At 41.1% G+C, this 25,307-nt stretch carries 20 protein-coding genes and 1 pseudogene; 10 read left to right on the top strand and 11 right to left on the bottom strand.

All coding sequences use genetic code 11. From position 1 onward, the window contains the following. The first annotated feature begins 71 nt into the window (after window positions 1–71). On the top strand, window positions 72–626 hold the full coding sequence (locus PI95_RS11795) for a TRAP transporter small permease subunit (protein ID WP_039743105.1): 555 nt from the start codon (window positions 72–74) through the stop codon (window positions 624–626). After that, window positions 610–1,947, top strand: coding sequence for a TRAP transporter large permease (locus PI95_RS11790; protein WP_039743108.1), 1,338 nt, complete (start codon window positions 610–612; stop codon window positions 1,945–1,947). The genes PI95_RS11795 and PI95_RS11790 overlap by 17 nt, the downstream gene beginning before the upstream one ends. On the opposite strand, the gene PI95_RS11785 is transcribed toward PI95_RS11790, so the two are convergent. Together PI95_RS11785 and PI95_RS11780 are read right to left on the bottom strand one after the other, a co-directional pair. After that, the gene (locus PI95_RS11785) at window positions 1,919–2,101 is read right to left on the bottom strand and encodes a hypothetical protein (RefSeq protein WP_163518819.1); all 183 of its coding nucleotides are present in this window, start codon (window positions 2,099–2,101) and stop codon (window positions 1,919–1,921) included. The two genes, PI95_RS11790 and PI95_RS11785, sit on opposite strands and share 29 nt — an antisense overlap. A gap of 212 nt (window positions 2,102–2,313) precedes the next feature. Beyond that, window positions 2,314–3,414, bottom strand: coding sequence for a TRAP transporter substrate-binding protein (locus PI95_RS11780; protein ID WP_039744033.1), 1,101 nt, complete (start codon window positions 3,412–3,414; stop codon window positions 2,314–2,316). A 208-nt stretch (window positions 3,415–3,622) separates the two neighbouring features. Here PI95_RS11780 and PI95_RS11775 point away from each other — a divergent pair, with 208 nt between their 5' ends. Next, window positions 3,623–4,426 carry a hypothetical protein gene (locus PI95_RS11775; protein ID WP_039743111.1) on the top strand — a complete coding sequence of 268 codons (804 nt, stop codon included), beginning with the start codon at window positions 3,623–3,625 and terminating at the stop codon, window positions 4,424–4,426. Window positions 4,427–4,629: 203 nt separating this feature from the next. Here PI95_RS11775 and PI95_RS11770 read toward each other — a convergent pair whose 3' ends face one another. Beyond that, window positions 4,630–5,232 (bottom strand): glutathione binding-like protein, encoded by a 603-nt coding sequence (locus tag PI95_RS11770; protein WP_039743114.1) that lies wholly within the window; start codon window positions 5,230–5,232, stop codon window positions 4,630–4,632. Between the two features lie 533 nt (window positions 5,233–5,765). Here PI95_RS11770 and PI95_RS11765 point away from each other — a divergent pair. Further along, window positions 5,766–6,047, top strand: a complete 282-nt coding sequence (locus PI95_RS11765; RefSeq protein WP_236117034.1) for a hypothetical protein — start codon at window positions 5,766–5,768, stop codon at window positions 6,045–6,047. A gap of 95 nt (window positions 6,048–6,142) precedes the next feature. On the opposite strand, the gene PI95_RS11760 is transcribed toward PI95_RS11765, so the two are convergent. From PI95_RS11760 to PI95_RS37470, 3 genes and pseudogenes are all read right to left on the bottom strand, one after another. Continuing rightward, window positions 6,143–7,612, bottom strand: a complete 1,470-nt coding sequence (locus PI95_RS11760) for a pentapeptide repeat-containing protein (protein WP_163518818.1) — start codon at window positions 7,610–7,612, stop codon at window positions 6,143–6,145. 299 nt (window positions 7,613–7,911) lie between these two features. Continuing rightward, complete coding sequence (locus tag PI95_RS11755) at window positions 7,912–8,106, bottom strand: pentapeptide repeat-containing protein (protein ID WP_039743120.1); 195 nt, start codon at window positions 8,104–8,106, stop codon at window positions 7,912–7,914. After that, window positions 8,103–8,216, bottom strand: a pseudogene (locus tag PI95_RS37470) (pentapeptide repeat-containing protein); the annotation flags it as partial. The pseudogene PI95_RS37470 and the gene PI95_RS11755, both read right to left, overlap by 4 nt. A gap of 313 nt (window positions 8,217–8,529) precedes the next feature. On the opposite strand from PI95_RS37470, the gene PI95_RS11750 reads away from it, so the two are divergent. Continuing rightward, window positions 8,530–11,022, top strand: a complete 2,493-nt coding sequence (locus PI95_RS11750) for a selenide, water dikinase SelD (RefSeq protein ID WP_039743123.1) — start codon at window positions 8,530–8,532, stop codon at window positions 11,020–11,022. A 97-nt stretch (window positions 11,023–11,119) separates the two neighbouring features. Next, window positions 11,120–12,292: a DNA cytosine methyltransferase gene (locus tag PI95_RS11745; protein ID WP_039744040.1), complete on the top strand. Its 1,173-nt coding sequence runs from the start codon at window positions 11,120–11,122 to the stop codon at window positions 12,290–12,292. Window positions 12,293–12,514: 222 nt separating this feature from the next. On the opposite strand, the gene petA is transcribed toward PI95_RS11745, so the two are convergent. Both petA and petC read right to left on the bottom strand, forming a co-directional pair. Further along, entirely contained in the window at window positions 12,515–13,516 is a 1,002-nt protein-coding gene (petA, locus tag PI95_RS11740; RefSeq protein WP_039744041.1) for a cytochrome f, read from the bottom strand. Window positions 13,517–13,626: 110 nt separating this feature from the next. After that, window positions 13,627–14,166 carry a cytochrome b6-f complex iron-sulfur subunit gene (petC, locus tag PI95_RS11735; RefSeq protein ID WP_039744043.1) on the bottom strand — a complete coding sequence of 180 codons (540 nt, stop codon included), beginning with the start codon at window positions 14,164–14,166 and terminating at the stop codon, window positions 13,627–13,629. A 232-nt stretch (window positions 14,167–14,398) separates the two neighbouring features. Between petC and PI95_RS11730 the strand changes: the two genes are divergently transcribed. Continuing rightward, window positions 14,399–14,710, top strand: coding sequence for a DUF3067 family protein (locus PI95_RS11730; protein ID WP_039743125.1), 312 nt, complete (start codon window positions 14,399–14,401; stop codon window positions 14,708–14,710). 8 nt (window positions 14,711–14,718) lie between these two features. Here the strand turns inward: PI95_RS11730 and PI95_RS11725 are convergent, their stop codons facing one another. Both PI95_RS11725 and tatC read right to left on the bottom strand, forming a co-directional pair. Further along, window positions 14,719–14,865: a hypothetical protein gene (locus PI95_RS11725; protein ID WP_163518817.1), complete on the bottom strand. Its 147-nt coding sequence runs from the start codon at window positions 14,863–14,865 to the stop codon at window positions 14,719–14,721. 19 nt (window positions 14,866–14,884) lie between these two features. After that, a complete protein-coding gene (gene tatC / locus PI95_RS11720) occupies window positions 14,885–15,679 on the bottom strand; it encodes a twin-arginine translocase subunit TatC (RefSeq protein WP_039743129.1) in 795 nt (264 codons plus the stop codon). Window positions 15,680–15,991: 312 nt separating this feature from the next. On the opposite strand from tatC, the gene PI95_RS11715 reads away from it, so the two are divergent. The 3 genes from PI95_RS11715 (at window position 15,992) to PI95_RS11705 (ending at window position 23,123) form a co-directional block, all read left to right on the top strand. Continuing rightward, a complete protein-coding gene (locus PI95_RS11715) occupies window positions 15,992–16,225 on the top strand; it encodes a hypothetical protein (RefSeq protein ID WP_163518816.1) in 234 nt (77 codons plus the stop codon). A gap of 515 nt (window positions 16,226–16,740) precedes the next feature. Next, window positions 16,741–18,081, top strand: coding sequence for a P-loop NTPase fold protein (locus tag PI95_RS11710; RefSeq protein WP_039743135.1), 1,341 nt, complete (start codon window positions 16,741–16,743; stop codon window positions 18,079–18,081). After that, window positions 18,048–23,123 (top strand): WD40 domain-containing protein, encoded by a 5,076-nt coding sequence (locus PI95_RS11705; RefSeq protein ID WP_039743139.1) that lies wholly within the window; start codon window positions 18,048–18,050, stop codon window positions 23,121–23,123. The genes PI95_RS11710 and PI95_RS11705 overlap by 34 nt, the downstream gene beginning before the upstream one ends. Before the next feature lie 150 nt (window positions 23,124–23,273). On the opposite strand, the gene PI95_RS11700 is transcribed toward PI95_RS11705, so the two are convergent. Then, window positions 23,274–25,256: a dynamin family protein gene (locus tag PI95_RS11700; RefSeq protein ID WP_039743142.1), complete on the bottom strand. Its 1,983-nt coding sequence runs from the start codon at window positions 25,254–25,256 to the stop codon at window positions 23,274–23,276. Between the last annotated feature and the right edge of the window lie 51 nt (window positions 25,257–25,307).

The following is a 25,307-nucleotide window of genomic DNA, read 5'->3' as shown; positions in this document are numbered from 1 at the left end:
TCCTACTTTTTATAAGCTTGCCCACTTCGGTTGTAAACTACATTTACGACAGTTCAAGAGGGTAGAGAACATTGGAAAAACTGTTAAGGATTTCTAGAATTATTGATGCTTGTAACGATCGCATTGGTAGACTTACTAGTTGGCTGGTGCTAGTTATGGTCATACTTGGCGTGTGGAATGTTGTTGGGCGATATTTGGGGCGAATTATCGGCAGCAATCTTACCTCTAATGCTTACATCGAGGCGCAATGGTATATATTTGATTTAGTTTTCTTGTTAGGAGCGGCTTACACGCTCAAACATAACGAACACGTCCGCGTTGATATTTTTTACAATAATTGGCAGCCTAAGCGTAAAGCAGTTGCAGATTTGCTGGGAACAATATTTTTTCTGATTCCCTTCTGCATCATGGTAATTATTTTTTCTTGGGATACGATCGCTGCTTCGTGGCAAATTCTGGAAACGTCGCCCGATCCGGGTGGATTGCCGCGTTACCCGATTAAAGCGATGATTATTGTCGCCTGTGTATTGTTGATTTTTCAGGGAATTTCTGAGGCTATCAAAAATTTTGCGATTATTAAAGGCAGACTAAATCCTCAGGAGGAACATCATGACGCTGGCTTATGAATGGCTTGGTCCGCTCATGTTTGCAGGTGCTTTGCTGCTGCTGTCGCTGGGGTATCCGGTAGCTTTTTCGCTAGGTGGTGTGGCGATTTTATTTGGGCTGCTAGGAATTGGACTAGGCATATTTGACCCAATATTTATGACTGCGATGCCACAGCGAATTTTTGGCATCATGGCAAATTATACCTTGCTAGCTATCCCTTACTTCATCTTTATGGGGGCAATGCTGGAGAAATCCGGGATAGCTGAGAGACTGTTAGAAACGATGGGGATTTTGTTGGGACGTTTGCGCGGTGGACTTGCGTTAGCTGTGGTGCTGGTGGGAGCGCTGTTAGCAGCAACTACTGGGGTAGTAGCGGCAACGGTGGTGGCGATGGGTTTAATTTCCTTGCCGATTATGCTGCGCTATGGCTACAACAAACAATTAGCGACTGGTGTAATTGCTGCGTCGGGAACTTTGGGACAAATCATTCCGCCGAGTGTGGTGTTGGTGGTACTGGGGGATCAGTTAGGTGTATCGGTGGGTGATTTGTTCATCGGTTCGGTGATTCCTGGTTTGATGATGGCAGGTGCGTTTGCCGCGCATGTGCTGATTGTGTCATTTTTGAAACCAGATGTAGCACCTGCTTTACCAGCCGAAGTAAGAGAAATCGGTGGGAAAGCTTTGGGAAAGCGAGTCTTTCAGGTGATGCTGCCGCCTTTGGTGTTGATTTTGTTGGTGTTGGGTAGTATATTTTTTGGCATTGCAACACCAACAGAAGCGGGTGCCGTGGGTTGTGCGGGTGCGATCGCTCTTGCTGCCGCTAACCGTCAACTCACTTTAGAATCATTACGTCAGGTTTGTGATGCCACTTTGCGAATCACCAGCATGGTGATTTTTATCCTCTTCGGTTCCACCGCTTTTAGTTTAGTTTTCCGGGGACTGAATGGCGATCAATTTATGTTTGATGTCCTCTCCAACCTCCCCGGTGGCAAAGTCGGCTTTTTAATCGTCAGCATGACAGTGGTATTCTTACTGGGCTTCTTCATCGACTTTTTCGAGATTGCCTTTATTGTTATTCCTTTATTTGTCCCAGTTGCCCAGCAATTAGGCATAGATTTAGTTTGGTATGGTGTCGTTTTGGGAGCAAATTTGCAAACCTCTTTTCTCACCCCTCCCTTTGGCTTTGCCTTATTCTATTTACGCGGCGTCGCACCAAAAGAAGTCACCACAACTGATATTTATCGCGGTGTCATACCGTTTATCTTGCTTCAGTTGTTGGTCGTAGTTTTAATTATTGTCTTCCCCGGAATAGTCAGTTTTTTACCGTCTTTGGGGGGATGAGGGATTGTTGGTTGATGGTTGATAGTTGTTGGTTGATAGTTGTTGGTTGATGGTTGTTGGTTGTTGGTTGTTGGTTGTTGGTTGTTGGTTGTTGGTTGATAGTTGTTGGTTGATAGTCACGCCAGTAGGGTGTGTTATCGCGGGCGTAACGCACCAAAACTTTCGAGGGGTGCGTTAGCCTTTGGCGTAACGCACCCTACTGGCTAACCACTGCCCCAATGCCCAATGACGCCAGTAGGGTGTGTTATCGCGGGCGTAACGCACCAAAACTTTCGAGGGGTGCGTTAGCCTTTGGCGTAACTACTGGCTAACCATCACCAACATTGTACAGACGCGAGGAACATCGCGTCTCTACCACCTACTTTATCAACTGTTACTAGATGTGACAAAATTGGCATAACTCAATTCATTAACTCGGTTCCAGTTGTAAATCTTCTGGCGAAAGTCTTTCCATTGTTCGTAAACTTGTTTAAAAGTCGCGTCTTTGCTGGCGTTTTCGTCGTATAGTGCAAAGCTAGCTTTCTGTGCTGCTTGGAGAATATCTTGGCTGTAAGGAGTTAACTTTGTACCACCAGCAACTAATCTTGAAAGTGCTGCGCCATTTAAGGCATCATATTGAGTAAGCATATTCAAGTTAGCTTCAAAAGTCGCTACTTTGAAGATTTCTTGATACTCTTTGGGTAAGCGGTTCCAGGCGTTACGGTTAACTAATATATCTAAGGTAGGTCCTGGTTCCCACCAGCCGGGATAATAGTAAAATTTTGCTGCTTTTGGTAAACCGAGTTTTTCGTCATCGTAGGGACCAACCCACTCCGCAGCATCGATCGCACCTCGATCTAATGCTAAATAAATCTCGCCTCCTGGTAAAACTTGCACGTTTACCCCCAAACGAGACATTACTTGCCCCCCTAATCCGGGAATTCGCATTTTTAAGCCATTGAGGTCAGAAATTGACTTAATTTCCCTTTTAAACCAGCCACCCATCTGCACCCCAGTATTGCCAGCAGGAAAGTTAATTACGTTGAAGTTGGCATAAATTTTCTGTGTGGCTTCTAATCCACCACCGTGATAATACCAAGCATTCTGCTGTTGGGCATTCAAGCCGAAGGGAACGGAGGTAGCGAAAGCTAATGCCGGACTTTTGCCTATATAATAATAGCCGGCTGTGTGACCGCATTCTACAGTTCCGGCTTGCACGGCATCGAGTACTTGCAATCCTGGCACTAATTCACCGGCGGCAAAGGCTGTGATGTTGAAACGTCCTGAGGTCATTTCCTTGACTCGCTTGGCGACAGTTTCTGCACCAGCGAAAATACCTAGAGACTTGGGCCAGCTAGTAGCCATTCGCCACCGGACATTTGGCTGTCCGGTTTTTACACCTGGGGCTGTGCCAGTCCGGGTACAGGAAACTAGTGTAGTAGTTGCTGTAGCGATCGCAGCTGTAGTAATAATTTCTCGGCGTTTCATAATTTTGTCTAATTTAAATAGAGGATTTTCTTTCAGTTTTAGTATTTTAAAGTGCATTTACCCGGAAAATATGGAATTTTTCACTATGCAAGAAAACACAATCAGTATAAATACTTCAAATTGTTAAGATTCTTTGCGAATTAGTGGTCATCGGTACTGTAGTCAAGGTAATTAACAATCGGGTACTTTCAGTAATCAGCGTAAATATATGAATGGACAGCAGTTAGATCCAGCAGTTACTAGCGCGATCGCAGACTTTGAAAAATCCAATGTACCTGGTGTTTGGGCAACTTTAGATAAAAACCAAGTACTTGCGGACATGCGATCGCGTGTTTTAGATCCTTTTCTCGTCAACCAAGGTGGACAACCATTTTGTGGACCGGCATCCATTTTGTTTGAACTTATTCGCAAACAACCATTGCGTTATGTGCAAATTTGCCGTAGTATATTTGAAACTGGCGGTTTTCAAGGACAAACTACACGCATTAAAGCATCTCAAACACTTGTTAAAAGTCGAGGGAGACTGCGGTTAAGTCAAGCCGATTGGATGGTTTTAGCAACACTACGAGAAGCAGAAAACTCGATTTTCAACATTGAAGTAGAATCACCAGATATCATCCGAAATTTGTCTGGGATGACAAAATCTTGGGAGATGAAAGGCTGGACGCGAGAAGTATTAGGTTATCGTAAAGTCAAGTATATCCATACATATTTATTTGGAGAATACGAAGCTTTGAATGAAGCATCAGCTGTCATCGATTCTGGTGGTGTAGCGTTTGGTTTGATTACTGCCTCAGGTTTGCTTGGCGGCAAAAAGCCTTTTTTACCTTACCCAAATCACTGGATTACGATATTAGGAAATATCTCTTTTAAAGGTGGTTCTTGGTTTGACCAAGAAAGCGGACGTGTCAGCTTAGATATTTACTCTTGGGCGAAAAAATTTCACATCGATCTTGATGAAAGACCTTTTGAAGATTATTTCTGGGGAGTTGTGATGGGGGGGAATGGGTAATAGGTAATGGGGAATGGTGAGTCCAGCGCTGCGGGAGGGTTTCCCTCCGCAGGCGACTGGCGAACCCGAAGGGGGAATGGGGAATGGGCTTTTTTAAGAGGGGAAAAGGGTAAAGGGTAAAGGGTAAAGCAAGAAGAGTTTTTCCCTTTCCCCCTTCCCCCTCCTTTCTTACCAATTACCAATTACCAATTACCAATTACCAATTACGGCACTTTCATCCCCTGCTGTACTGCTGGACGTTGCTGTACTGTTTCTACCCAACGTTTGAGATTTGGGTGATTATCTAGCGTTAAACCTTGACTTTCATAAATGGATATCCAAGGATAGGTGGCTATGTCTGCAATAGAATAGTCACCGCAGATAAATTCTTTGTCTACTAATTGTTTATCTAACACGCTGTAAAGTCGTAGAGTTTCTTTTTCATAGCGTGCGATCGCGTAAGGAATCTTTTCTGGTGCATACCGTTTAAAATGGTTGAGTTGCCCAGACATTGGTCCTACACCTCCCATTTGCCACATCAGCCACTCAAGTACTTGAAAGCGACCTTTTTGATCGACAGGTAGGAATTTACCGGTTTTTTCTGCCAAATAAATCAAAATTGCGCCCGATTCAAACACTTTCATCTCAGTATCTTGGTCGATAATCGCGGGAATCTTGCTATTGGGATTGATTGCTATATACTCTGGTGTAAACTGCTCGTTTTTAGTAATGTCGATTTTGTGGACGTTGTAGGGAAGTTCAACTTCCTCCAACATAACCGAAGCCTTGCGTCCGTTGGGTGTGGTGAAGGTGTAAAGGTCAATCATAAGGTTATAAGAGTGCCTGTTGCGTAAGTCCTATTGCCATCTTCGAGGCTAGTGTAGCTCAAAATTTAAGTTTCAAATTTTAAACTTTTTATACTTTTCAGAAATACGCAAAGCAGGTATAAGAAACAAATTGTGTCTTTTAAATTTAAATTATCTCTACAAAAAAATTATCTTATCTATACCCAAAAATATTTTTTTTTGCTACTAGAAAAAATATATGTAATCTTTAAAAACAACACTTAAGTATTTTTTATTAGTAAAAATCACGGTCAACATCTGTACTTTTAAATAAGACCGTGCAAAAATCACCTCATAGATAGATTACACACAGCCACAGGATATATACGCCGATAAAATTAGCCAAAAAATAAAGTTTTGTTAACACACTTTTTGATGCAAATATTTGCATTGCTTTAGCATTTCGTTATTTATATCAACTGCTAAATAGAAGGCAGAAAGCAAAACTTTGCTTATATATGCTTTCTATAAAGTTGGCATTTTACGCTTAATTTCTACTTATATTCACCGAAAAATTGGAAAAATATATGCGCGATCGCCTGAGTATTAAACAAGGCAAATTTCAACTTTCGACAAGAGCAAAAATTACGTTATTCGCTGCCTTAGTCGCTGTATTACCGACTTCTGGCTTTTGTACAGCTTCTTTAATACTCTCACTTAACTACGTAGCCACTACAGCCGACATCAGCCACCCAACATCGATTCCTTGGCTGACTGATAAATCTCAATGTCAGCGCACCCATAGAATTTGGCGTGATAACAAATGTTGGGATTATGAACACAATCCGATGTTTTGATAATATTCTTAAAGATTTAATTTGCTTGTGGAGAGAGGAATAGATTTTGTCTAAAAATAAGATGCACCGAAATAATCAATTGCTCGGATTGTTATTTAGACAGTTTGCCGCCAATGCATTGGTGCTTCAACATTATCAGGCAGACGAGTTGTGCGATCGCCTAATGCTACTCTAATCTGCTGTGGGTCTAAATTTTTCGCACCTGTCAAAATTGCTCCTTCTAATTTGACATCGCAAAGATTCGCCCCATAAAGGTTGGCTCCCATCAAGTTTGCCTCACAAAGGTTAGCTTCATGAAGGATTGCTCTTTGCAAGTTGGCTCCCATCAAATTTGCTCTGTACAAATCAACTTCTATCAAACTTGCTTTAGACAAATTAGCAAACAATACGTCTGTTTGTTGCAGTTTGGCTGCATTCAAATTTGCGTTACTAAGATTGGCTCCATTCAAGTTTGCTTGTTGCAAGTTGGCTCCAATCAAACCGGTATTTTGTAAGTTAGCTTTACCGAACTTTGCTTGTTGCAAGTTGGCTAAAAACAGCTTTGCACCACAGAGGTTGGCAAGTTTTAAAGTTGCTTGTTGCAAGTTGGCTTTATAAAGGTTGGCGTCGGTGAGATCTGCCGCACGCAAACTTGCACCAGAGAGGTTAGCAGCACGTAAATTTGCTCCACACAGCTTAACTTTATTCAGATTCGCTCCGGAAAGGTTGGCTCCCATCAAGCTGCATGATTGCAAGTTGGCTTCATACAAAATTGAACCACACAGTTGAGCTTTATCCAGGTCTGCACCACACAAATCAGCCGATCGCAAATCTGCACCACAAAGGTCAGATCCGCTCAAATCTGCCCCAGCAAAATATACTCCACGCAGGTCTGCACGTCTGATGTGAGTATTGCGTAAATCAATTTTCTGATTTACCGGGTCTTTTTGTGAATCGCGTCTACCGATGACTGTTAAAGCCACTTGAATATCTGTACGAATGCGCGGTGATTCTTCCAGCCAGTTGAGGTCGTCGGGATGTTCGCGATGCGTGACGCGGATGTGTCTGCCAAAACGAGGTTCAGAATCTTCTTCGGTTTGTTGTCGTTGTTCGACCAGAATCGGAGCATTCTCGCGCACAAAAGCTGAGAGAATTTCCATGATTGTCCAGTGTTCTTTGGGAAAATCTTGAGCAACTCGTTCTAAAGCGTAAATTGCACCTGTCCGCGTTTCTACTTTGTCATGTCCAAGCTGTTCGATCGCTGCCATAAAGCGTTCAGCAATCAACCTATCTTCATTGAGTTTGGTATTTTGAATGCCGAGCTCGATGTTTCTTTGGGCTGCGATCGCACTTTTTTCTAAAGCTTCTGTACGCTTTGCTGCATAATAAACATTAATCATTCCTGCTAGCCCTAAAAAAACTATTGCAGAAGTTGTTAATGTTTGATTTCTGTTCTCTATTTTTTGCTGCGTTGACACTTTCTCATGATGAGAAAATGCCAATAAAATTAGAGTCAATGAGACAGTAAATATAACCGATATGGCTATCAACCTATTCAAAAGCGTGTCTGTCTTATTAGCAGACATAGCAAAAGTATTCCTCACATCTTATAATTTGATTATTGGCAAAAAGAATATAGCATTTATCTCCAAATTGCAATATGTGCCCCAAGGCTCAATTATTCTTATTCTTACGATTGGTAGATTGCATTAAATGCAATATGTGCTTCAATACTATGAGGGTAGATGCCTTACCTACGTAGAGAACTCACTGTGATGATTTGGGAATAGGTAATGGGGAATGGTGAGTCCAGCGAGAAAGGGAGGGTTTCCCTCGCGCCGGCTCTGGCTCTAGAGTTGGGGGAATGGCTAATGGGGAAAATCAATTACCAATTACCTTTTTCCCAATTCATATCACCCGATTTCATGTGCTGAAAATCTAGATATTTAACTTCACAGGATGTCTGTTTAATACAGGTTAGCATCCGCGTGAAGTTTGCCCGATCCAGTTTCGCACCACTGAGATTTGTGTAATGTAAATTGGCTTGATGCAAATTTGCCCTGCTGAGGTTGGCACTCATTGAGAATTGCCCCTGCACTCGTTAGCACCACTGAGATTTGTTTGACTCAGGTTAGCTGCACTCCGAATTATACCACTTAAGTTAGCATTTTTGATATTCGCCCTTGCTAAGGAACCGCGCTATTAAACTTTACCCCCCCATATAATTTGAGCAACTTATGTTGATTTTGTGCGATTCTGTTTTGATTGACAAGCTTCTAAAGGAGGAATTCCTTTAGAAGCTGTTCTTACCGAGGAGGGGACTCATGGGAGGCAGTTTTTAATAATTTATTTATATATACTATTTTTTCCGCAAAAGTTAATATTTTTTTAATTTATATAAATAAATAATAATTATAGTCTCCAAAATAGAAGCTAAAAGCTAGGAAAAGAGATTTTGAGAAAATTTATATGTAATTTTTAATTACCTAAAAGAATTTACCAGATGCAACAAAATACACAACCAATTGTAAAAGACTTAGTGTTGATTGGTGGCGGTCATAGCCATGCGATCGCACTTTTGATGTTTGGCATGAAACCGTTACCAGGAGTACGGTTAACCTTGATTACCGAAGCTTCAGATACACCCTACTCTGGAATGCTACCCGGACACATTGCCGGATTTTACAACCGTGATGAATGTCACATCGATTTGCGACGTTTAGCTCAATTTGCTCAAGCACAATTATACATCGACAAAGTAGTTGGTCTTGACTTAAAAAATAATAAAGTTTTTTGTGCTAACCGTCCATCTGTAGCTTTCGATGTGCTGTCAATTGATATTGGCAGTACTCCCGCTACGCTATCAGTATCAGGTGCAGAATATGCAATTCCGGCTAAACCTGTAGCGCAACTACTGAAACATTGGTATCAGTTAATTGAGGATGTCGCTGAAAATCCAAAAGAATTAATCAGGATTGGAGTAGTAGGTGGTGGTGCCGGCGGTGTCGAATTAGCTTTGTCAATGCAAGCGAATTTACTGGGTATTAAAAAGCGGGAAAAGAATTTTCCTCAGCTGGAAATTCATTTATTTCAGCGTGACGCGGAACTGATGCCTCATTATCATCCATCGGTGCGGCGTCTAGTTAGGCAACTTTTGATTAAGCGCGGGATGCGACTGCATTTGAGGGAAAATGTGTGTAAAGTCGCAGCGAATAACTTTAGTTTGATATCTGATGAGCCAGCAGAAACAGGTGAATTAAATATTATATGTGAATCTGGGTTGAAAGTTGAGTGCGATCGCTTGTTTTGGGTAACTCAAGCATCAGCACCGCAATGGTTAAAAACAACACAATTAGCAACTGATGACCAAGGCTTTATTTTAGTTGATGATACATTGCGATCGCTAACACATCCACACGTATTTGCTGCTGGTGATATTGCCACAATGATAAATCATCCGCGTCCGAAAGCTGGTGTATTTGCAGTTAGGCAAGGTAAACCTTTATTTGAGAACTTGCAGCGAATTTTATTAGGAAAATCACCACTACCTTACAAACCACAGAAACAATATTTAAGTTTAATTGGTACTGGGGATAAACGTGCGATCGCCACACGAGGATTTTTCACTTTGCCACCGCATAAATTATTGTGGCATCTCAAAGACTTGATTGATCGCCGATTTATGCAACGCTTCAGTGAGGGAGTGGGGAGTAGGGAGTGGGGAGTGGGGAGTAGGGACTGGGGAGTGGGGAGTAGGGAATGGGGAGTGGGGAGTAGGGACTGGGGAGTGGGGAGTAGGGAGTGGGGAGTGGGGAGTAGGGAATGGGGAGTAGGAATTAAGAGGAATTTGCAAAATTTATTTTCTCCCCCAACTCCCCCATCTCCCTCATCTCCCTCATCTCCCTCATCTCCCCCATCTCCCCCCACCTCCCCACTCCCCACTCCCCACTCCCCACTCCACTGCGCCGGCTGTGGATCTAAAGTTGGTAGTACAGTTTTAAAAGCAGTTTTAGATCGCATCAAGCAAGAACAACTCATTGGCAAAGATAGAAAAGATATCATTATTGGATTGGATGCACCAGATGACGCAGCGGTGATAAAGATAGAAAATAATCAGTTGATGGTGCAGACGATTGATTATTTTCCAAGTTTGATTAACGATCCGTATATATTTGGGCAAATTAGCGCTAATCATTGCTTAAATGATATTTTGGCAATGGGTGCTGTTCCTCAAAGTGCATTAGCGATCGCTACTATTCCTCATGCTGCACCATCTAAAATCGCCGAAATCCTTTACCAATTATTATCTGGTGCTGTGAAAGTGCTAAATCAAGCACAAGCACCCCTCATCGGTGGACACACAACCCAAGGTGCAGAATTAGCATTTGGCTTAACTTACAACGGATTAGTTTATCCAGATAAACTCTTACGCAAAAGCGGAATGCAACCAAATGAAGTGCTAATTTTGACAAAAGCCCTAGGAACCGGGACATTATTTGCCGCTCAGATGCGCTATCAAGTTAAAAATCGTTGGATTGATGCTGCTGTCGAGTCGATGCTGTTGTCACAAGTTGCTGCTGCATATTTATTGTCACATCACACGACAGCTTGCACTGATGTGACAGGCTTTGGCTTGCTGGGACACTTGCTGGAAATGGTGCAAGCTTCTGGTGTTGCAGTTGAATTACAACTTGAAGCTATCCCGATTTTAGAAGGTGCAAAAGAGACATTAAAACAAGGAATTTTTAGCTCACTGCATCCAGAAAATTTGCAAGCATCAGATTACATTTCCAATTTGGCACAGACAGAAAGCCATTCTAATTATCCCATATTATTTGACCCGCAAACTGCCGGCGGTCTTTTAGCTTCGATTCCAGAAACGCAAGCTGAAGAATGTTTAATTGCATTGAAAGATTTGGGATATAAAAATAGCTGCATAATTGGTCGCGTCAACTGCAAAGTTGAAGGTAAAAAACCAATTACCTTAATAAAGTGATATTACGATAAAAGCGAAAATTATCGTTGTTAGAGACGTTCCAACGGAACGTCTCTACGAAAAATTATGGATTTCATACTAATATGGAGTGACAAAATTGATCGAAGTAAAACTAATTTGTATTTCACTTTTTACAGGAGCTTTTGGTTTAGACCTTGGTATGGAACGTGCCGGATTTCATACTGTAAGTGTGGTAGAAAATGATTCTGATGCCACAAAAACAATAGCTCTTAATCGACCACATCTTAAAGAAATTGCTGTCCCAAGGGATATCACAAAAATAGACGCTCAAGAGTTACTGTGCGAGGGAGGGCATATTTTAGATATTGGCAGGACTTTAAACAAAGGGGAAGTAGATTTAGTAATTGGTGGTCCACCGTGTCAACCTTTTAGTACAGCAGGATTACGTGGTTCAGTGATGGACCCTCGCGGCAGTTTGTTTATGGACTTTATCCGCATAGTTAGAGAAATTCAGCCACGTTTTTTTGTGATGGAAAACGTGAGAGGGTTGCTATCTGCTCCTATCCGACATAGACCGATAAACCAGCGTCAAGGACTCTACGACGAATTAGATGAAATGCGTGGTGCTGCTCTTTCGGTTGTGTTGGACCAAATGAAAGCGCTTGGATACAACGTAGTTTACAACCTTTTAGAAGCCGCAGATTATGGTGTTCCACAAAATAGACAGCGCGTCATATTTATTGGTTCTAGAGATAATGAAGCTTTCACATTTCCTGTAGCTACTCATAGCGAAGATGGTATCAATTTACCTAAATGGCGTACTCTTAGAGATGCCATATTCGAGTTAGTTGATTTGCAACCACAGTTTATTCCTTATTCTGAAAATCGTCTGAAATATCTTAGACTTTTAAAATCAGGGCAAAATTGGAGATACTTACCTGAAGAATTAAAGCGTGAAGCTATGGGAGGAGCATATAATTCAGGAGGAGGTAAAGTTGGTTTTTACAGACGTTTGTCTTGGGATAAACCCTCTCCTACTATAACGACAAGTCCACATCAAAAAGCTACAGATATGTGTCATCCACAAGAATTGCGTCCCCTGACTATACGCGAATCTGCTGTTATTCAAACTTTTCCTGACGATTGGGTTTTCTCTGGTTCAGTAAGTTCTAAATATAAACAAATTGGTAATGCAGTACCAGTTTTACTTGCAAAAGCGATCAGTGATTATATTTACAATTTGATTCAGGGAAAGAAACCACAGGGTAAAGAAATGGTTGAACAATTATCATTGTTTACTCATTCTTAACTTCTCCCTCACATTCTGCTTTCAACTCATCTATATTTTCAGGAAACTCCCCATTATTAACTTTTGTAGTGAGCGGTTTACCGCTCAAAGCTTCGGTTTTAAGGGCTGAAGCCCTTACTACATTTAAGAGCTTTTATTTATGTTTATCTGCTTGTAAAAAATATAACAAAAAAAAGACAGGCATTTGACCTGTCCTAATTAAGTGATAAATTAGTAGAGAATTTAGAAATTCATCTCAGCAGCTTGGACTTTCTCAACCTGCTTTTTCTTCAGCACTAACAAAACTTGAGCTAACATCACCAAAGCGATGAATGCGATTAAGCCTTTAATTCTGCCAGCATCTTGCAGAACAATTTCGGCATCATCTTGACCAAATCCACCGACGTTGGGGTTACTGGTCAAAGCGTCACCAGAAGTCACCGCTTGTCCTTCAGAAACAAGCAGTTCGGGTCCTAAGGGAACCTTCTCTGTAACTGTTTTACCTGTCTCGGATTGGATGTTTATCGCGTATTTGACGTTACCATCTTCATCTTCCTCTTTGGCAATTTTGGTAATTGTGCCGGTAGCGGAAGCGTTGTAAACGGTGTTGTTGCTCTTTTCACCAGTGGGGTAAACTTGTCCGCGTCCACGGTTTCCACCTGCGTGAACTTGATATTTACCAAAGTGGATATTTTTGTCGGTTGCGGGGTTGGGAGAAAGAACTGGGAAAACGATTTCTTGATACTGTTCACCGGGTAGCGGTCCGATGATGACAATGTTTTCTTTGTCTTCTGAGTAGGGTTGGTAGAATAAATCTTCAATTTCTTCTTTCATGTCCTCAGGGACGCGATCCTCAGGAGCAATCTTGAAGCCATCGGGTAACATCAGTACAGCACCAACATTTAAGCCAGTTTTGGAACCATCAGCCCCTACTTGCTCTACGCTGGTGTCGTAAGGAATTTTTACTACCGCTTTAAATACGGTATCGGGTAATATCGATTGGGGAATTTCTACTTCCGTCAGTTTTGCCGCTAGGTGACAGTTAGCGCAAACAATGCGTCCTGTTGGTTCGCGGGGGGTTTCGGGATAGGTTTCCTGTGCCCAAAATGGGTAAGCAGCAGCTGATTGGGGAAGGACTAAATCGCTGGTGAAGAACAATGTCACAGTAGCGATCGCTATCAGCAATGTTTTTACCATCGCTCTAGCGCTGCGAGTCAACCTCGCCGGTGTAAAGGCATTTCTCATCTCAATAAGGACAACAATTCTAGAAATGAAGGTCATTAGTCAATAGTCAATAGTCAATAGTCATTAGTAATTGTCATTTGACAAATGACTAAGGACAATTGACGAAATAATTAAGCCCACCAAGCTTCTTCACCTGTGCGGAAGTCGGTTTCAGTCCAGGGAGTCAAGACGATTTTGTCGTCATCTACTTTGGTATGAGCTAAAGGCAAAGACTTCGGTGCTGGACCTCGGACAACCTTACCAGTAGGATCGTACTGCGAACCGTGACAAGGACACTTAAATTTGTTCTCAGCAACGTTCCAGGGAACAACACAACCTAAGTGAGTGCAGATGGCGTTAATGCCGTAATCAGCGATCGCCTCTTTGCTTTCTACCACAATATAGGTCGGATCTCCTTTGAGTCCTTGAACTAAAGTGCGATCGCCGACATTATGGCTTTCTAAAAATTTAGCTACGCTGACGTTGTTACCTAACTCGTCTTTTGCTGTTGTCCCACCACCAGATCCGCTAGCAGAAGTGGGAATAAAAAACTTGACTACGGGATACAATGCTCCCAGAGCTACTCCGGTAACAGTCCCGAAAGTGAGCAGATTCATGAATTGACGGCGCCCCATATCGGGCACGTCTGCTGATTCTGAAAATTGAGCCATAATCCCCGCGCTATGATTCTCTATTTTGTTAAGAATATTGACAAGAGTTCCCATAATGTTAATGGCTCTTGTCTACATCGAAATGAATTGTACCGCCGACGATGCCATACTTTTCTCTTCAAAGATATTTTTAGCATCTTTTGGTGGACATTACATTTCTTTATAGTCTTATCATACTGGAGTTACGGAACTTAACATCATAACTAAATGTAAAATCTAATTGAAAAAAGCTATGACCGGACAGGAATTACATCAACTGTTGCTTGATAAGTGGGGACGCTCATACGATGTCCAGTTGCGACGGACTCAGGGTAAGATATTTGTACAAATAATGTGGAAATATCTTGAGCAAGTATCTTTTCCTTTAAGTGAAGCAGACTACCAAGAGCATCTCAATACTATCGCTACTTACCTTGATGCCTTTGGTGGTACAATTCAAGTGCAAACATTTATTACTCAAACTCGCGAACGTCCGCGACTTGGTAAAGCAGTTAGCATTCCTTTAGATTTAGGTGAACGTGCTTCCGAATGGTTGATTGATTAGTTTATCATTCAAATGACAAACATAATTTGTTGGGAATTGGGCAATGGGCATTGGGCAATGGGCATTGGTAATTGGTAATTGGGAATTGGTAATTGGTAATTGGTAATTCCTCCTTGTCCCCCTTGTCCCCCCATGCCCCATGCCCCATGCCCCATGCCCCATTACCCATTACAATCATTTCCCAACAAGCTTAACCAGACCGATACCACCGAAATAAAGTCCCAAGACAGCACCGGCTAAAAGACTTTGGGTAAAGGGATCTGTAGAAGGTGTGAGAATAGCTCCCAAAACCACCGATCCGATAATTACATAACGCCAACCAGAAAGCATTTTTTGAGAAGAAAGAATTCCTAAAGCACCTAGCAACAGTTGAATGACGGGAATTTGAAATGCTAACCCGGTGCTAAATAATAACAACAGCACAAATTCAAAATATTTGTCAATCGACCATAATTGCTCGACTACATCTGCACCGTAGCTGATGAAGAAGTTCAAAGCGGCAGGAATCAGCAGTATATAAGCAAACACTAACCCGCCGACAAATAAGACACTCGAACCCAACATCACGGGTATAAGCAAGCGTCGTTCGCGTCTGGTCAATCCTGGAAGTACGAACTGGATAATTTGGTAAAGTACAAAAGGACTAGCTAGCACCAAACCACTGTAACCGGCAACTTTCAGGGAGACAAAGAAATATTCTCCGGGAGCGAGTTGGAGAAATTTTACTCCTTTTGCTGGTACTTCCAACACTTGGACAATCGGCTTGACAACAAGAAAGCAGCCGAAAACACTTACTGCTACAGCAATCAAAGCATAAAAAATCCGCTGTCGCAACTCCTCTAGGTGGTCGAAAATCGACATTTCGACCTCACCAGGCAATTCATCGAGAGGATCTGATTCTGGGTTGCCGTATCCTTCGAGGTCGATATCTGGGTCAGTTGAAGTGTCTACGTCTTGTGAAGGAGTCATGAGTTAGAACAGTAGGCATCATTTGTTAACTATTTTATCTGGGGTGGCGGTTACTACGATATTTTTTTTAGGGCGATCGCTCTTTTCGTCCGGCTAGGTTAAAGCTTAATATGAATATGTGACTAGGAAGTTATATTTTAGGCGTTGCCTACCCCTAAAAGGGTGGAACTGATAATTATATATCAAGTCTCCAAAAAAAGCATTTAGTTTAAATTTATTAAAAATAAACATAATAATGCTCAGTTTTTAAACTCCGGTTTATCAAGGTGCTATTTACGGTAATGCAATCGGAAATTCTTAACTGAGGTTTGTATGAGTAGGGTAATTTTTATTGGTTTGATGGTATCATTACCTGTTTTTTTAGGTAATGTAAGTTCTAGCTTGGCTGCTAATCGTGACGTGCCGATATTACCGAATAAGTTTTTACTGAAAACTGATTTAATTACTAGCAACATAAAAGAGTTAATACATTTAGTGCCGTTTCAACTATCAGCTAGAGATGACCAAACAGAAGATTGTCTTCGGGCAGGAGACTGTAAATATTGATAAGTATGGGTGTTAGTGGTTGGTGGTTGGTGGTTAATTGTTAGTTGTTAGTTAGTCAAATTACTGTAGGGTGTGTTGTCAAAGCAGCGCAACGCACCTTGCACAGTCGTTGGTGCGCTCTTCTAAAAGCATAACGCACCCTACAACTACAAGATACCCGACTTCTTAAAGAAGTCGGGTATCTCAAGATGAAAGGAATACTTGTAAATTGTAATCAATATAACCTTTTTCTCTAGTGGATATTTTTACAATTTCTAGGAGAAGCTTTTTCTCTGATAAAATTATTTTAGCGGAAAATATCTCCAGTATTATTACTTAAAAAGTATCCCAAAAAAGTGTTGCAATTTGACAAATTTATCGGGAAAATCATCCGGAAGAATGTCAATATAGTTTGTATTTTGATAGGGATATTCGCAGACTAGGCAAGAATTACTACTCAGCAGATATAAATATAGTTAGTTATCCAGACGTTTTCGCAATCCCCGTCTTTCCCTAAGTGAAATGGATTAGTAGTTATGCTCTTAGATTTAGAAAGATTTTATCAAGCGTGCAATCCGAGCAGACCTCTAATGATGGGAAATCCTGCCGATCGCCGATACTATATTGATTTTGCCTCAGTGCGGGGTGGTAAAATCATCGAAGCTTTACAGCGTACCATTACGCGGATATCACCGGATGTCCCTACCTGTCAGCTATTTACAGGTCATCTTGGCTGTGGAAAGTCAACCGAGTTATTGCGACTCCAAGCTGAGTTAGAAGAGCAAAAATTTCATGTGGTTTATTTTGAGTCTACTCATGTCCTAGAAATGGCTGATGTAGATGTAACTGATATTTTACTAGCGATCGCCGGTCAGGTGAGTCAAAGCCTAGAAACGCAAAAAATCCGCATCAAACCTAGCTATTTTACTAAGTTGTTTACGGAAGTTATAGACTTCATGCAAACACCGATTGACTTAGACTATGAAGCTGAATTGTCTGTTGGGATTGGGAAAATTACCGCAAAAACCAAAGAAAGTCCGCAATTACGCCGGCGTTTACGCGATTATCTCGAACCTCGCACGGGAAATATTTTACAGTCAATTAATAAAGAACTGTTAGACCGTGCGAACACCGAATTGAAAGCTAGAGGTAAAAAAGGATTAGTCGTAATTGTCGATAATTTGGACAGAGTGGCAATTAGACCTTTACCATCTGGGCGATCGCTGCCAGAATATTTATTTATCCAGCGGGGTGAACAGTTACGTAAACTCAGCTGTCATGTAGTTTACACTATTCCTTTAGCTTTAACTTTTTCTAACGATAACGCTGAACTACAGCAACGTTTAGGTGGTGGTGTTGCCCCTAAAGTATTACCTATAATACCCGTGCGATCGCGTTCTGGGGAGGTTTACACTCCCGGACTAACTTTGATGCGTCAAATGGTGTTAGCGAGAGCTTTCCCTGATATTTACCCAGAAGAAAGGTTAAACTTAATAACAGAGGTGTTTGACAGTGCCGAAACTTTAGATCGGTTGTGTCTGATCAGCGGTGGTCATGTACGCGACTTGTTAGGATTGTTGTACGACTGTTTGCGAGAACAAGATCCACCTTTCGATCGCGGTTGTGTGGAACTTGTGATTCAAAGACAGCGTGACTACCGTGCTAACCCCATCGATCCGCACGAGTGGGAATTAATATTTCAAGTGGTGCAACAGCAGCGAGTTCGAGGTGATATCGAATATCACACTTTGTTAAGAAGTTTGTTTGTCTTTGAATACCGCGATCATCAGGGAGTTTGGTTTGCGGTCAACCCAGTTTTAGCAGAAACGCAAAAATTTCAATCATGGTTGAAGGAAACGCGCAAACAAGCATCATAACAGATAACGAGCGTTCATTTAGAAGTTTGGGGAGAGCGATCGCTCTCTCTTACAATCAATTTTCCGTGGTTGTAGTTTGCTGCAATTATAAAGTTTTGCAACAGCAAATTTTACAACGACTTGAAGAAACATATGACATTCAAAAGCTAGTTTTGCCTTCTAATGCGAGAAGTCTCTACACAACTCTTCATGCACAACTGACAAAACAGCCTTCAGCATTGATGATTTTGGGTTTAGAGTCAGTAGAAGGACTCGATGATTTGCTGCGTGCGATCAATCATATCCGCGATGAGTTTCGCAAAAGACATTCATTTCCAATGGTGTTTTGGGTGAATGATGAAGTACAGCAAAAATTATTACGTTTAGCACCAGATTTTGCAAGTTGGGCAGCGACACCAATTAGGTTTGAAATGACCTCAACTGAGTTGCTACAATTTCTGCAACAAGAAACTGATTCTCTATTCGCTACAGTTTTAAATACTCGTGCTACACAACGTCAAGAATCTGAAGCAGATCGACATTGTACCGTAGAACAAGTTTGGGAACATAGCTATGAACTTCACTATGCGATTAAAGAGTTACAAAATCATGGTATCTCTTTAGAACCAGAATTAAATGCTAGTTTAAAATTTGTTTTTGGTTTAGATGATTATGTAAGCGATCGCATAAAGTCCGCTTTAGACCATTTCCAAGAAAGCTTAAGATGTTGGCGGGAATTATCGGTACAAAATAGAGAAAGCGATAAATTTAGAATTCCCGATTCATTCGGTTCGCAGTTAGATATAGTTAACAACCACGCTTCACCTTTACTGCGACAAGGGGTGTTATTATTTTATATTGGGTTGTGTTGTTGTCGTTTAGCTGAACGAAATTATTCAGAAAATCGCCGTTATTGGCATTCAGCTAAATTGTACTTTCAAGAATGCTTGAATGTTTTGCAAGTAAGTGGACGTCCGGATGTAGCAGCGCAATTTATTGGAGATTTGGCGGAAGTTTTGCAACATTTGCAAGAATGGCAAGAATTGCAAATGGTTGCTCAAAAGTCTTTGGAATTGCATCAAACTTATGGAACGCAAATACAATTAGCTTGTGATTATGGTTTTTTAGCACAAGTTGCCGTGCAAGAATTACGCTGGGCACAAGCGAGTCAATATGCACGAGTTAGTTTGTGGAAATTATACGAATCGAAAGATAATAGCGACTCTAATCAAGGCATATTTGCCTTACTTTTAGCGCAAACTTATCGCTTGCTTTTAGCGAAAGCACAGCGAAATTTGGGTGAAGAAAAAATCGCTTTAGAACAGTTAAAAATGGCGAGTGAGAATCTTGACGAAGCGTTAGAATTTAGCGACCATCGTTATGATGCTCATCGTTATATTCGCATGTTACGGTCTTTGCGATCGCTTTATTTTGAAGAAGGTCGTTATTTAGAAGCTTTTACTATTCGTCAAAAACGTCGTTCTGTCGAACAGCAGTATGGTTTTCGCGCTTTTATCGGTGCAGGACGTTTACAACCGCAAAGACAAGCGACAAATCCAGCTTTGCTATCACCTGCTGGAGGTAGCAGTGTCGCGTTAGAAATTGCCGCTTCTGGTCGCGAAGGTGATATAAATAACTTGATTGGCAGAATTAGCCGTGCTGACCAAAAGCTGATAGTGATTCACGGTCCGTCTGGTGTGGGTAAGAGTTCTACCGTGACTGCCGGTTTAGTACCTGCATTGCAAAATCGAGCGATCGGCGATCAAATTGCCGTACCTGTGGTTTTACAATTATACGATGATTGGGTGCGAGAATTAGGAAAATCTTTATCAGAAGCACAATCGCGAATTAAAAAAGAAGTCGTCATCGATCCAGAAGTTTTACCTTTTGCAGAAACACCAATCACAATTGCCGGAATTCAGCAACAATTAAAAGAAAATGCTGACAACCATTTAATTACAGTTTTAATTTTTGACCAGTTTGAAGAATTTTTCTTTGGATACACAGATAGAAAGAAAAAGCAAGAGTTTGATATTTTTATTAGTCAAACTTTAAATATACCTTTTGTGAAAGTTATTCTTTCTTTGCGAGAAGATTATTTACATCGTTTATTAGAGTTTAAGCATTTATCGGGATTAGAAGCAATTAGTAAGAACATTCTCGATAAAAATATTCGCTATCAATTAAATAATTTTTCGACCGCAGATGCAAAAATTGTGATGCAGCGTTTAACAGAGCGATCGCACATTTATTTAGAACCTGCTTTGATTGATGCATTGATAGAAGATTTATCAGCCGAATTAGGAGAAGTTCGTCCGATTGAGTTACAAGTAGCAGGAGCGCAACTTCAAGATGAAAGAATCACCAGCTTAGAAACATATCAGCCATATAGACCAAATCGCTTAATTGAACGATATATCAAGGAACTTATCCAAGATTGCGGCGTTGAAAATGAACGTGCAGCGCTGCTTGTTTTATACTTATTAACAGATGAGAATAATCAAAGACCTTTTAAAAGTCGCGCACAATTAGCGATAGAGTTGGAAGAATTAGAAGATGTAGAAAAATTAGATTTGATATTAGAAATATTAGTGCGTTCCGGGTTAGTAGTTTTATTTCCTGATGTTCCCGAACGCTATCAACTAATTCATGATTATTTAGTAGATTTGATTCGTCACCTGCAACAACAAGAATCAAGCTTGCAAATTCAATTAAATCAATTACGCAATAAAGTAGAACAAAGTCAAGTTGAAATTGAACGACTTAATAGCGAACTACGACAAAAAAAGCAGCAAGCAAAATTGGTTGGTAGTCACTTACAACAAGGATTAGATTTACTCAGCGAGTTGAAAGAGTTACGCAAGCGTGAAGAAATGAGTCGGGTAGAAATTGAGCAACTCCAAGCTGAATTAAAGGAAAAACAATTAAAAACTCAATTAGCAGAAAGTAAAGAAAAACAAAAGCAAAGTGAAGTACGAGTAAATGTTACTCTCAAATTTGCTCTTGCTGTTTCGATCACAGCGATTGTAGGTTTAACAGTTTCGATTTTGAGTGCAGCAAATAGCGAAATTAAAACCATCAGTGCATACAGTGAAGCGCTGTTTGCGTCCGAAAAAGGTATCGATGCAATAAAAGAAGGTTTAAAAGCAGGGAGAAAACTCCAAAAGGCAGTTTGGGTAGATTCTGATACCAGAGAACAAGCGAAAACAGCACTCTACCAAGCAGTTTATGAGGTGAGAGAGTATAATCGCTTAGAAAAGCATTTATCAGGAGTAAATAGCGTTACATTCAGCCGTGATGGTCAAATTATTGCTTCTGCTAGCGCCGATAGTAAGATTATTCTTTGGCATCCTGATGGCAGTTTCTGGAAAAACTTAACAGGACATGAGGATGTAGTCAATAGTGTTAGTTTTAGTCCAGACGGTCAAATAATTGCTTCTGCTAGTCAAGATAAAACAGTGAAACTGTGGAGTCTAGACGCAAAACAGCCGATCACTTTATCGGGACATCAAGATGTAGTTAATAGTGCTATATTCAGCCCTGATGGTAAGTTTATTGCTTCTGCAAGTAAAGACAAAACTATCAAACTTTGGAGTCGAGACGGTAAGCTGTTAAAAACTTTTACCGGACATGAAAAACCTGTTTTAGATGTAGCTTGGTCGCCCGATGGTCAAATAATAGCATCTGCGAGTGCTGACAAAACTATCAGATTATGGACTATAGACGGTAAGCTAATAAAAAGCTTGCCTGGACATAAGGATGCAGTTAAAAGCCTCGCTTGGTCGCCTGATGGTAAAATTCTCGCTTCTGGTAGTTTAGACAGAACTATCAATCTCTGGAGTCGAGAGGGGATGCTGCGAAAAACTTTGTCGGGACATACTCGTGGAGTGATTAGCGTTACATTTACCCATGATGGTAAATTTATTGCCTCTGCTAGTAGCGACGAGACGATCAGACTCTGGACTTCTCAGGGTATGCAGTTAGGAACCTTGAGAGGACATAATGATTGGGTTAATAGCGTTACATTTAGCCGCGACGATCGCACTATTGCTTCTGCTAGTCGAGACAAAACTATCAGACTTTGGCACTGGGACGATTTGCGCCAAGGAAACCCGAAAACTGAGAATGATTCGATCGCTAACATTACTTTCAGTCCTAATGGTAACACGATCGCAGGCGCAAATCCAGACAAGACCGTAAAACTCTGGCATCGCGATGGTACACCGATTCGCACAATGATTGGGCATAAAGGTGGAGTTTGGGGTGTGAGTTTTAGTCCGGATGGTAGCGCGATCGCATCAGCTAGTTTTGATAAAACGGTGAAAATTTGGAGTCTCGACGGTAAACTACTCAACACCTTGACCGGACATACTGATGGGGTTTTTGGTGTCGCTTGGTCGGATGATGGTCAGATTCTTGCTTCGGCTAGTAAGGATAAAACAGTCAAGCTTTGGAATCGTGATGGTAAACTGCTAAAAACCTTACGCGACCATGAAGATGAAGTAAATTGGGTTAGCTTCAGTCGCGATGGGAAGTTGCTCGCATCCGCTTCTAATGACAATACGGTGAAACTCTGGAACCGTGATGGTGTCTTGCTCAAAACTTTATCAGGACATGAGGATAACGTGAATTGGGTCAGCTTCAGTCCTGATGGTCAATTACTCGCATCAGCTTCTGACGACAACACCGTGAGGCTATGGCGTCGAGATGGTACTTTATTTAAAAAGTTTGAGGGGAGTGGCGATCAGTTTAAAAGCGTCAGTTTTAGCCGCGACGGTAAGACTTTAGCAGGGTCTACCGATGATAATATCAAACTTTGGAATCGAAATGGCACTTTGCTGATCGCTTTGAAAGCACATAATGAAAAGTTCAGCAGTGCAATTTTCAGTCCAGATGGACGACAGCTAGCGATCGGTAGTACCAAAGGTAGGTTGATTCTCCGGAATTTGGCAGATATCAAATTAGAGAATTTACTGTCACGAAGTTGCGATTTGCTACATGACTATCTCAAGACTAACCCGAAAGTAACAAAAAGCGATCGCGCTTTGTGTCGTGGTAAGTGAGAAAGTCCAAAAGTGGGTAAGCGACAACTTAATACAATTGAAATTTTGCCAAGGAATAAGGAATTTAGAAATTCCCCCTTCACCTTTGGGGGACGCGATCGCTTGTGACAGTTGCCTAAGTCCTGACTAACTTTATTTAAAAGTTTCCTGTTAAGAATTTATAATAGCAACCCGCGCTACGAGAGCATCTAATTCCTGGTCAATAGCATCTAATTCTCTGCTAAGTACTTGTAACTCACTAATTGTTGCATCAACGTTAGCTTGTCCTTGTTGCTTTTCTTCCAGGATTGAATCGACCTGTTCTCGAAAATTTTGAATCTCTTGACCAAGACCCTGGTTTATTGAGTTTTGAATTTCAGCTAGCTTTGTTACTACAGCCTCGGCTATCTTATCACCTCGTTGTGGTGCTGAATCACGAATTGAAGCTGCAAATCGTTTAGCAGCTTCCTCTTTAATCTTGTTACTTGTAAACTTTGCAGTCAAAAATCCCTGAATGACTCCACCACTAGCCATAGCTGCAAACCACATCAAAGGATTTGTAGCAGCTATAGTAATTGTTGCCACAGTAAGGATTAATTGAGGAATAATAGCCTTTGCCATCTCTTGATAACCAAAAACAGCACCAACCCCAGCTAATCCAATATTTGCTCCTAACAAAAATCCTCCACTAGCGGCAAGTACTCTTTCGATTACACTAACTTTTTTGATGTTGAGGTCATCTATGGAAACTACGCTACCCGCAACTTGAATCTTCAGGCTATCTAATTGATTCACAAATTCGTTGGCACGTTCATCTATCTCCTGAGTAAGGCGTTCTAGACGACTACTAACTAAGGGTTGTAATATTTCATTTTGCCAGACTAATAATTCATTCTCCATCTTGTGGGAAAGTTGGTCAGTCACCTCCTTGATTAATTTTTCAATCTGAGACTTAGTTAAGACCATTGGTGTTTTGATTTCCAACGTTTTCACCCACTCGCTCACAATTTTGTCAGCCAGACGGCGATAAAAACTAGAGCCTTCAGCACTAATAGTCTGTTTTATATCTTCCAAAAAATTAGAAATACGTTGCACTATCTGCTCTCGCTGAATTTGCAGGCGGTGTAGTGGCTCCTGAACAGCTTCATATCGAGCTTCCAGGGTTTTAAAATCAGTTCTTAGCATTGCTTCCCGCTGAGGAATAACTTCTCGCGCTTCATAAATTGCTCTCTGGAGTTCTGCCGCAGATCTAAGAATTTTGATGTTACCTTTTTCGTTGGCTAAGAATTTTTCTAGTTCTCTTTCAACCAAAGCTAAACCTGAACTTTCAACTTGCCCAATGTCACCTTTGAGTCTTGCTCCTAAAGCACCACGGGCATCGATAAAAAACACTCGTTCTGCACCACGTTTTGTTTTAGGAGCTAGTTTCTTGATTCCATGTTGCTTAATGCTATCTTTTTCTTCGTCTTCAATCATATTGAAGCGATTGCAAATAAAGAAAATATCTTCATGTCCAGCGGGTCTTAAGGTGTTGTCAATGACATCCATTTCTGACTTAGAAGCCAGTGCCTCACAGGAAAGTATAAACAGTATTGCATCAACAGTAGACAAATAGTCCATTGTTACTTTCTGGCGAGTATCATGCTCATTCAGTCCAGGAGAATCAATAATTTCTACTTTATTGCGGCAAAGTTCGAGAGGCCAAAATAATTCAACTTTTTCGTAGGGGTTGCTATTAATTTCACTGACATCATCTTTAATTACGACATACTCTTCAATTTCGTTAACAGGAACTTCTTGAGGCTGAGGCACAGGAATATCTGCCGATTTTGCCGGATGTAATAAAGCCCGACGACTATCTCCCCATTTCACTTCATTAATGATCGCAGTACAAGGTCTAGCATACGCAGGTAAAACTTTTTCACCCAACAGAGCGTTGATAAAAGTACTCTTACCACGCTTAAACTCTCCCAAAACCAATACCTTAAAGCTATTTGACTGAACTAGAGTTTCTAGTTGTTGGAGTGAGTTTTCTGATTGAGTCATGTTTAGCGAACTAATTAGCTTTAAGTGGCGCTTAATCAAATCCGCCAGCACATTTTGTTTCTCTTTAAACGCTTCATACTTTTGGTATGTGACAGTTTGAGCTACCATGACAATTTCCTTGCAGATTTATTTGGTTGATGAACTTGAAAGAAATGTAAT

It is taken from the genome of Hassallia byssoidea VB512170, from assembly GCF_000817785.2.
In the GTDB taxonomy this organism is placed as follows: domain Bacteria; phylum Cyanobacteriota; class Cyanobacteriia; order Cyanobacteriales; family Nostocaceae; genus Hassallia; species Hassallia carrinoi.
Note: the sequence above shows the minus strand (reverse complement) of the source record. Positions and strands in the feature narration are given on the sequence as shown.

What these genes read in the sequence shown, in the direction of transcription:
- PI95_RS11755 (WP_039743120.1), bottom strand. Translation starts at nt 8,106, where the DNA reads ATGAGTGCCAACCTCAGCAGGGCAAATTTGCATCAAGCCAATTTACAT.
- tatC (WP_039743129.1), bottom strand. Translation starts at nt 15,679, where the DNA reads ATGACTCCTTCACAAGACGTAGACACTTCAACTGACCCAGATATCGAC.
- PI95_RS11750 (WP_039743123.1), top strand. Translation starts at nt 8,530, where the DNA reads ATGCAACAAAATACACAACCAATTGTAAAAGACTTAGTGTTGATTGGT.
- PI95_RS11730 (WP_039743125.1), top strand. Translation starts at nt 14,399, where the DNA reads ATGACCGGACAGGAATTACATCAACTGTTGCTTGATAAGTGGGGACGC.
- PI95_RS11790 (WP_039743108.1), top strand. Translation starts at nt 610, where the DNA reads ATGACGCTGGCTTATGAATGGCTTGGTCCGCTCATGTTTGCAGGTGCT.
- PI95_RS11760 (WP_163518818.1), bottom strand. Translation starts at nt 7,612, where the DNA reads ATGTCTGCTAATAAGACAGACACGCTTTTGAATAGGTTGATAGCCATA.
- PI95_RS11770 (WP_039743114.1), bottom strand. Translation starts at nt 5,232, where the DNA reads ATGATTGACCTTTACACCTTCACCACACCCAACGGACGCAAGGCTTCG.
- petA (WP_039744041.1), bottom strand. Translation starts at nt 13,516, where the DNA reads ATGAGAAATGCCTTTACACCGGCGAGGTTGACTCGCAGCGCTAGAGCG.
- PI95_RS11705 (WP_039743139.1), top strand. Translation starts at nt 18,048, where the DNA reads ATGGTTGAAGGAAACGCGCAAACAAGCATCATAACAGATAACGAGCGT.
- PI95_RS11700 (WP_039743142.1), bottom strand. Translation starts at nt 25,256, where the DNA reads ATGGTAGCTCAAACTGTCACATACCAAAAGTATGAAGCGTTTAAAGAG.
- PI95_RS11780 (WP_039744033.1), bottom strand. Translation starts at nt 3,414, where the DNA reads ATGAAACGCCGAGAAATTATTACTACAGCTGCGATCGCTACAGCAACT.
- PI95_RS11715 (WP_163518816.1), top strand. Translation starts at nt 15,992, where the DNA reads ATGAGTAGGGTAATTTTTATTGGTTTGATGGTATCATTACCTGTTTTT.
- petC (WP_039744043.1), bottom strand. Translation starts at nt 14,166, where the DNA reads ATGGCTCAATTTTCAGAATCAGCAGACGTGCCCGATATGGGGCGCCGT.
- PI95_RS11775 (WP_039743111.1), top strand. Translation starts at nt 3,623, where the DNA reads ATGAATGGACAGCAGTTAGATCCAGCAGTTACTAGCGCGATCGCAGAC.
- PI95_RS11710 (WP_039743135.1), top strand. Translation starts at nt 16,741, where the DNA reads ATGCTCTTAGATTTAGAAAGATTTTATCAAGCGTGCAATCCGAGCAGA.
- PI95_RS11725 (WP_163518817.1), bottom strand. Translation starts at nt 14,865, where the DNA reads ATGGGGCATGGGGCATGGGGCATGGGGGGACAAGGGGGACAAGGAGGA.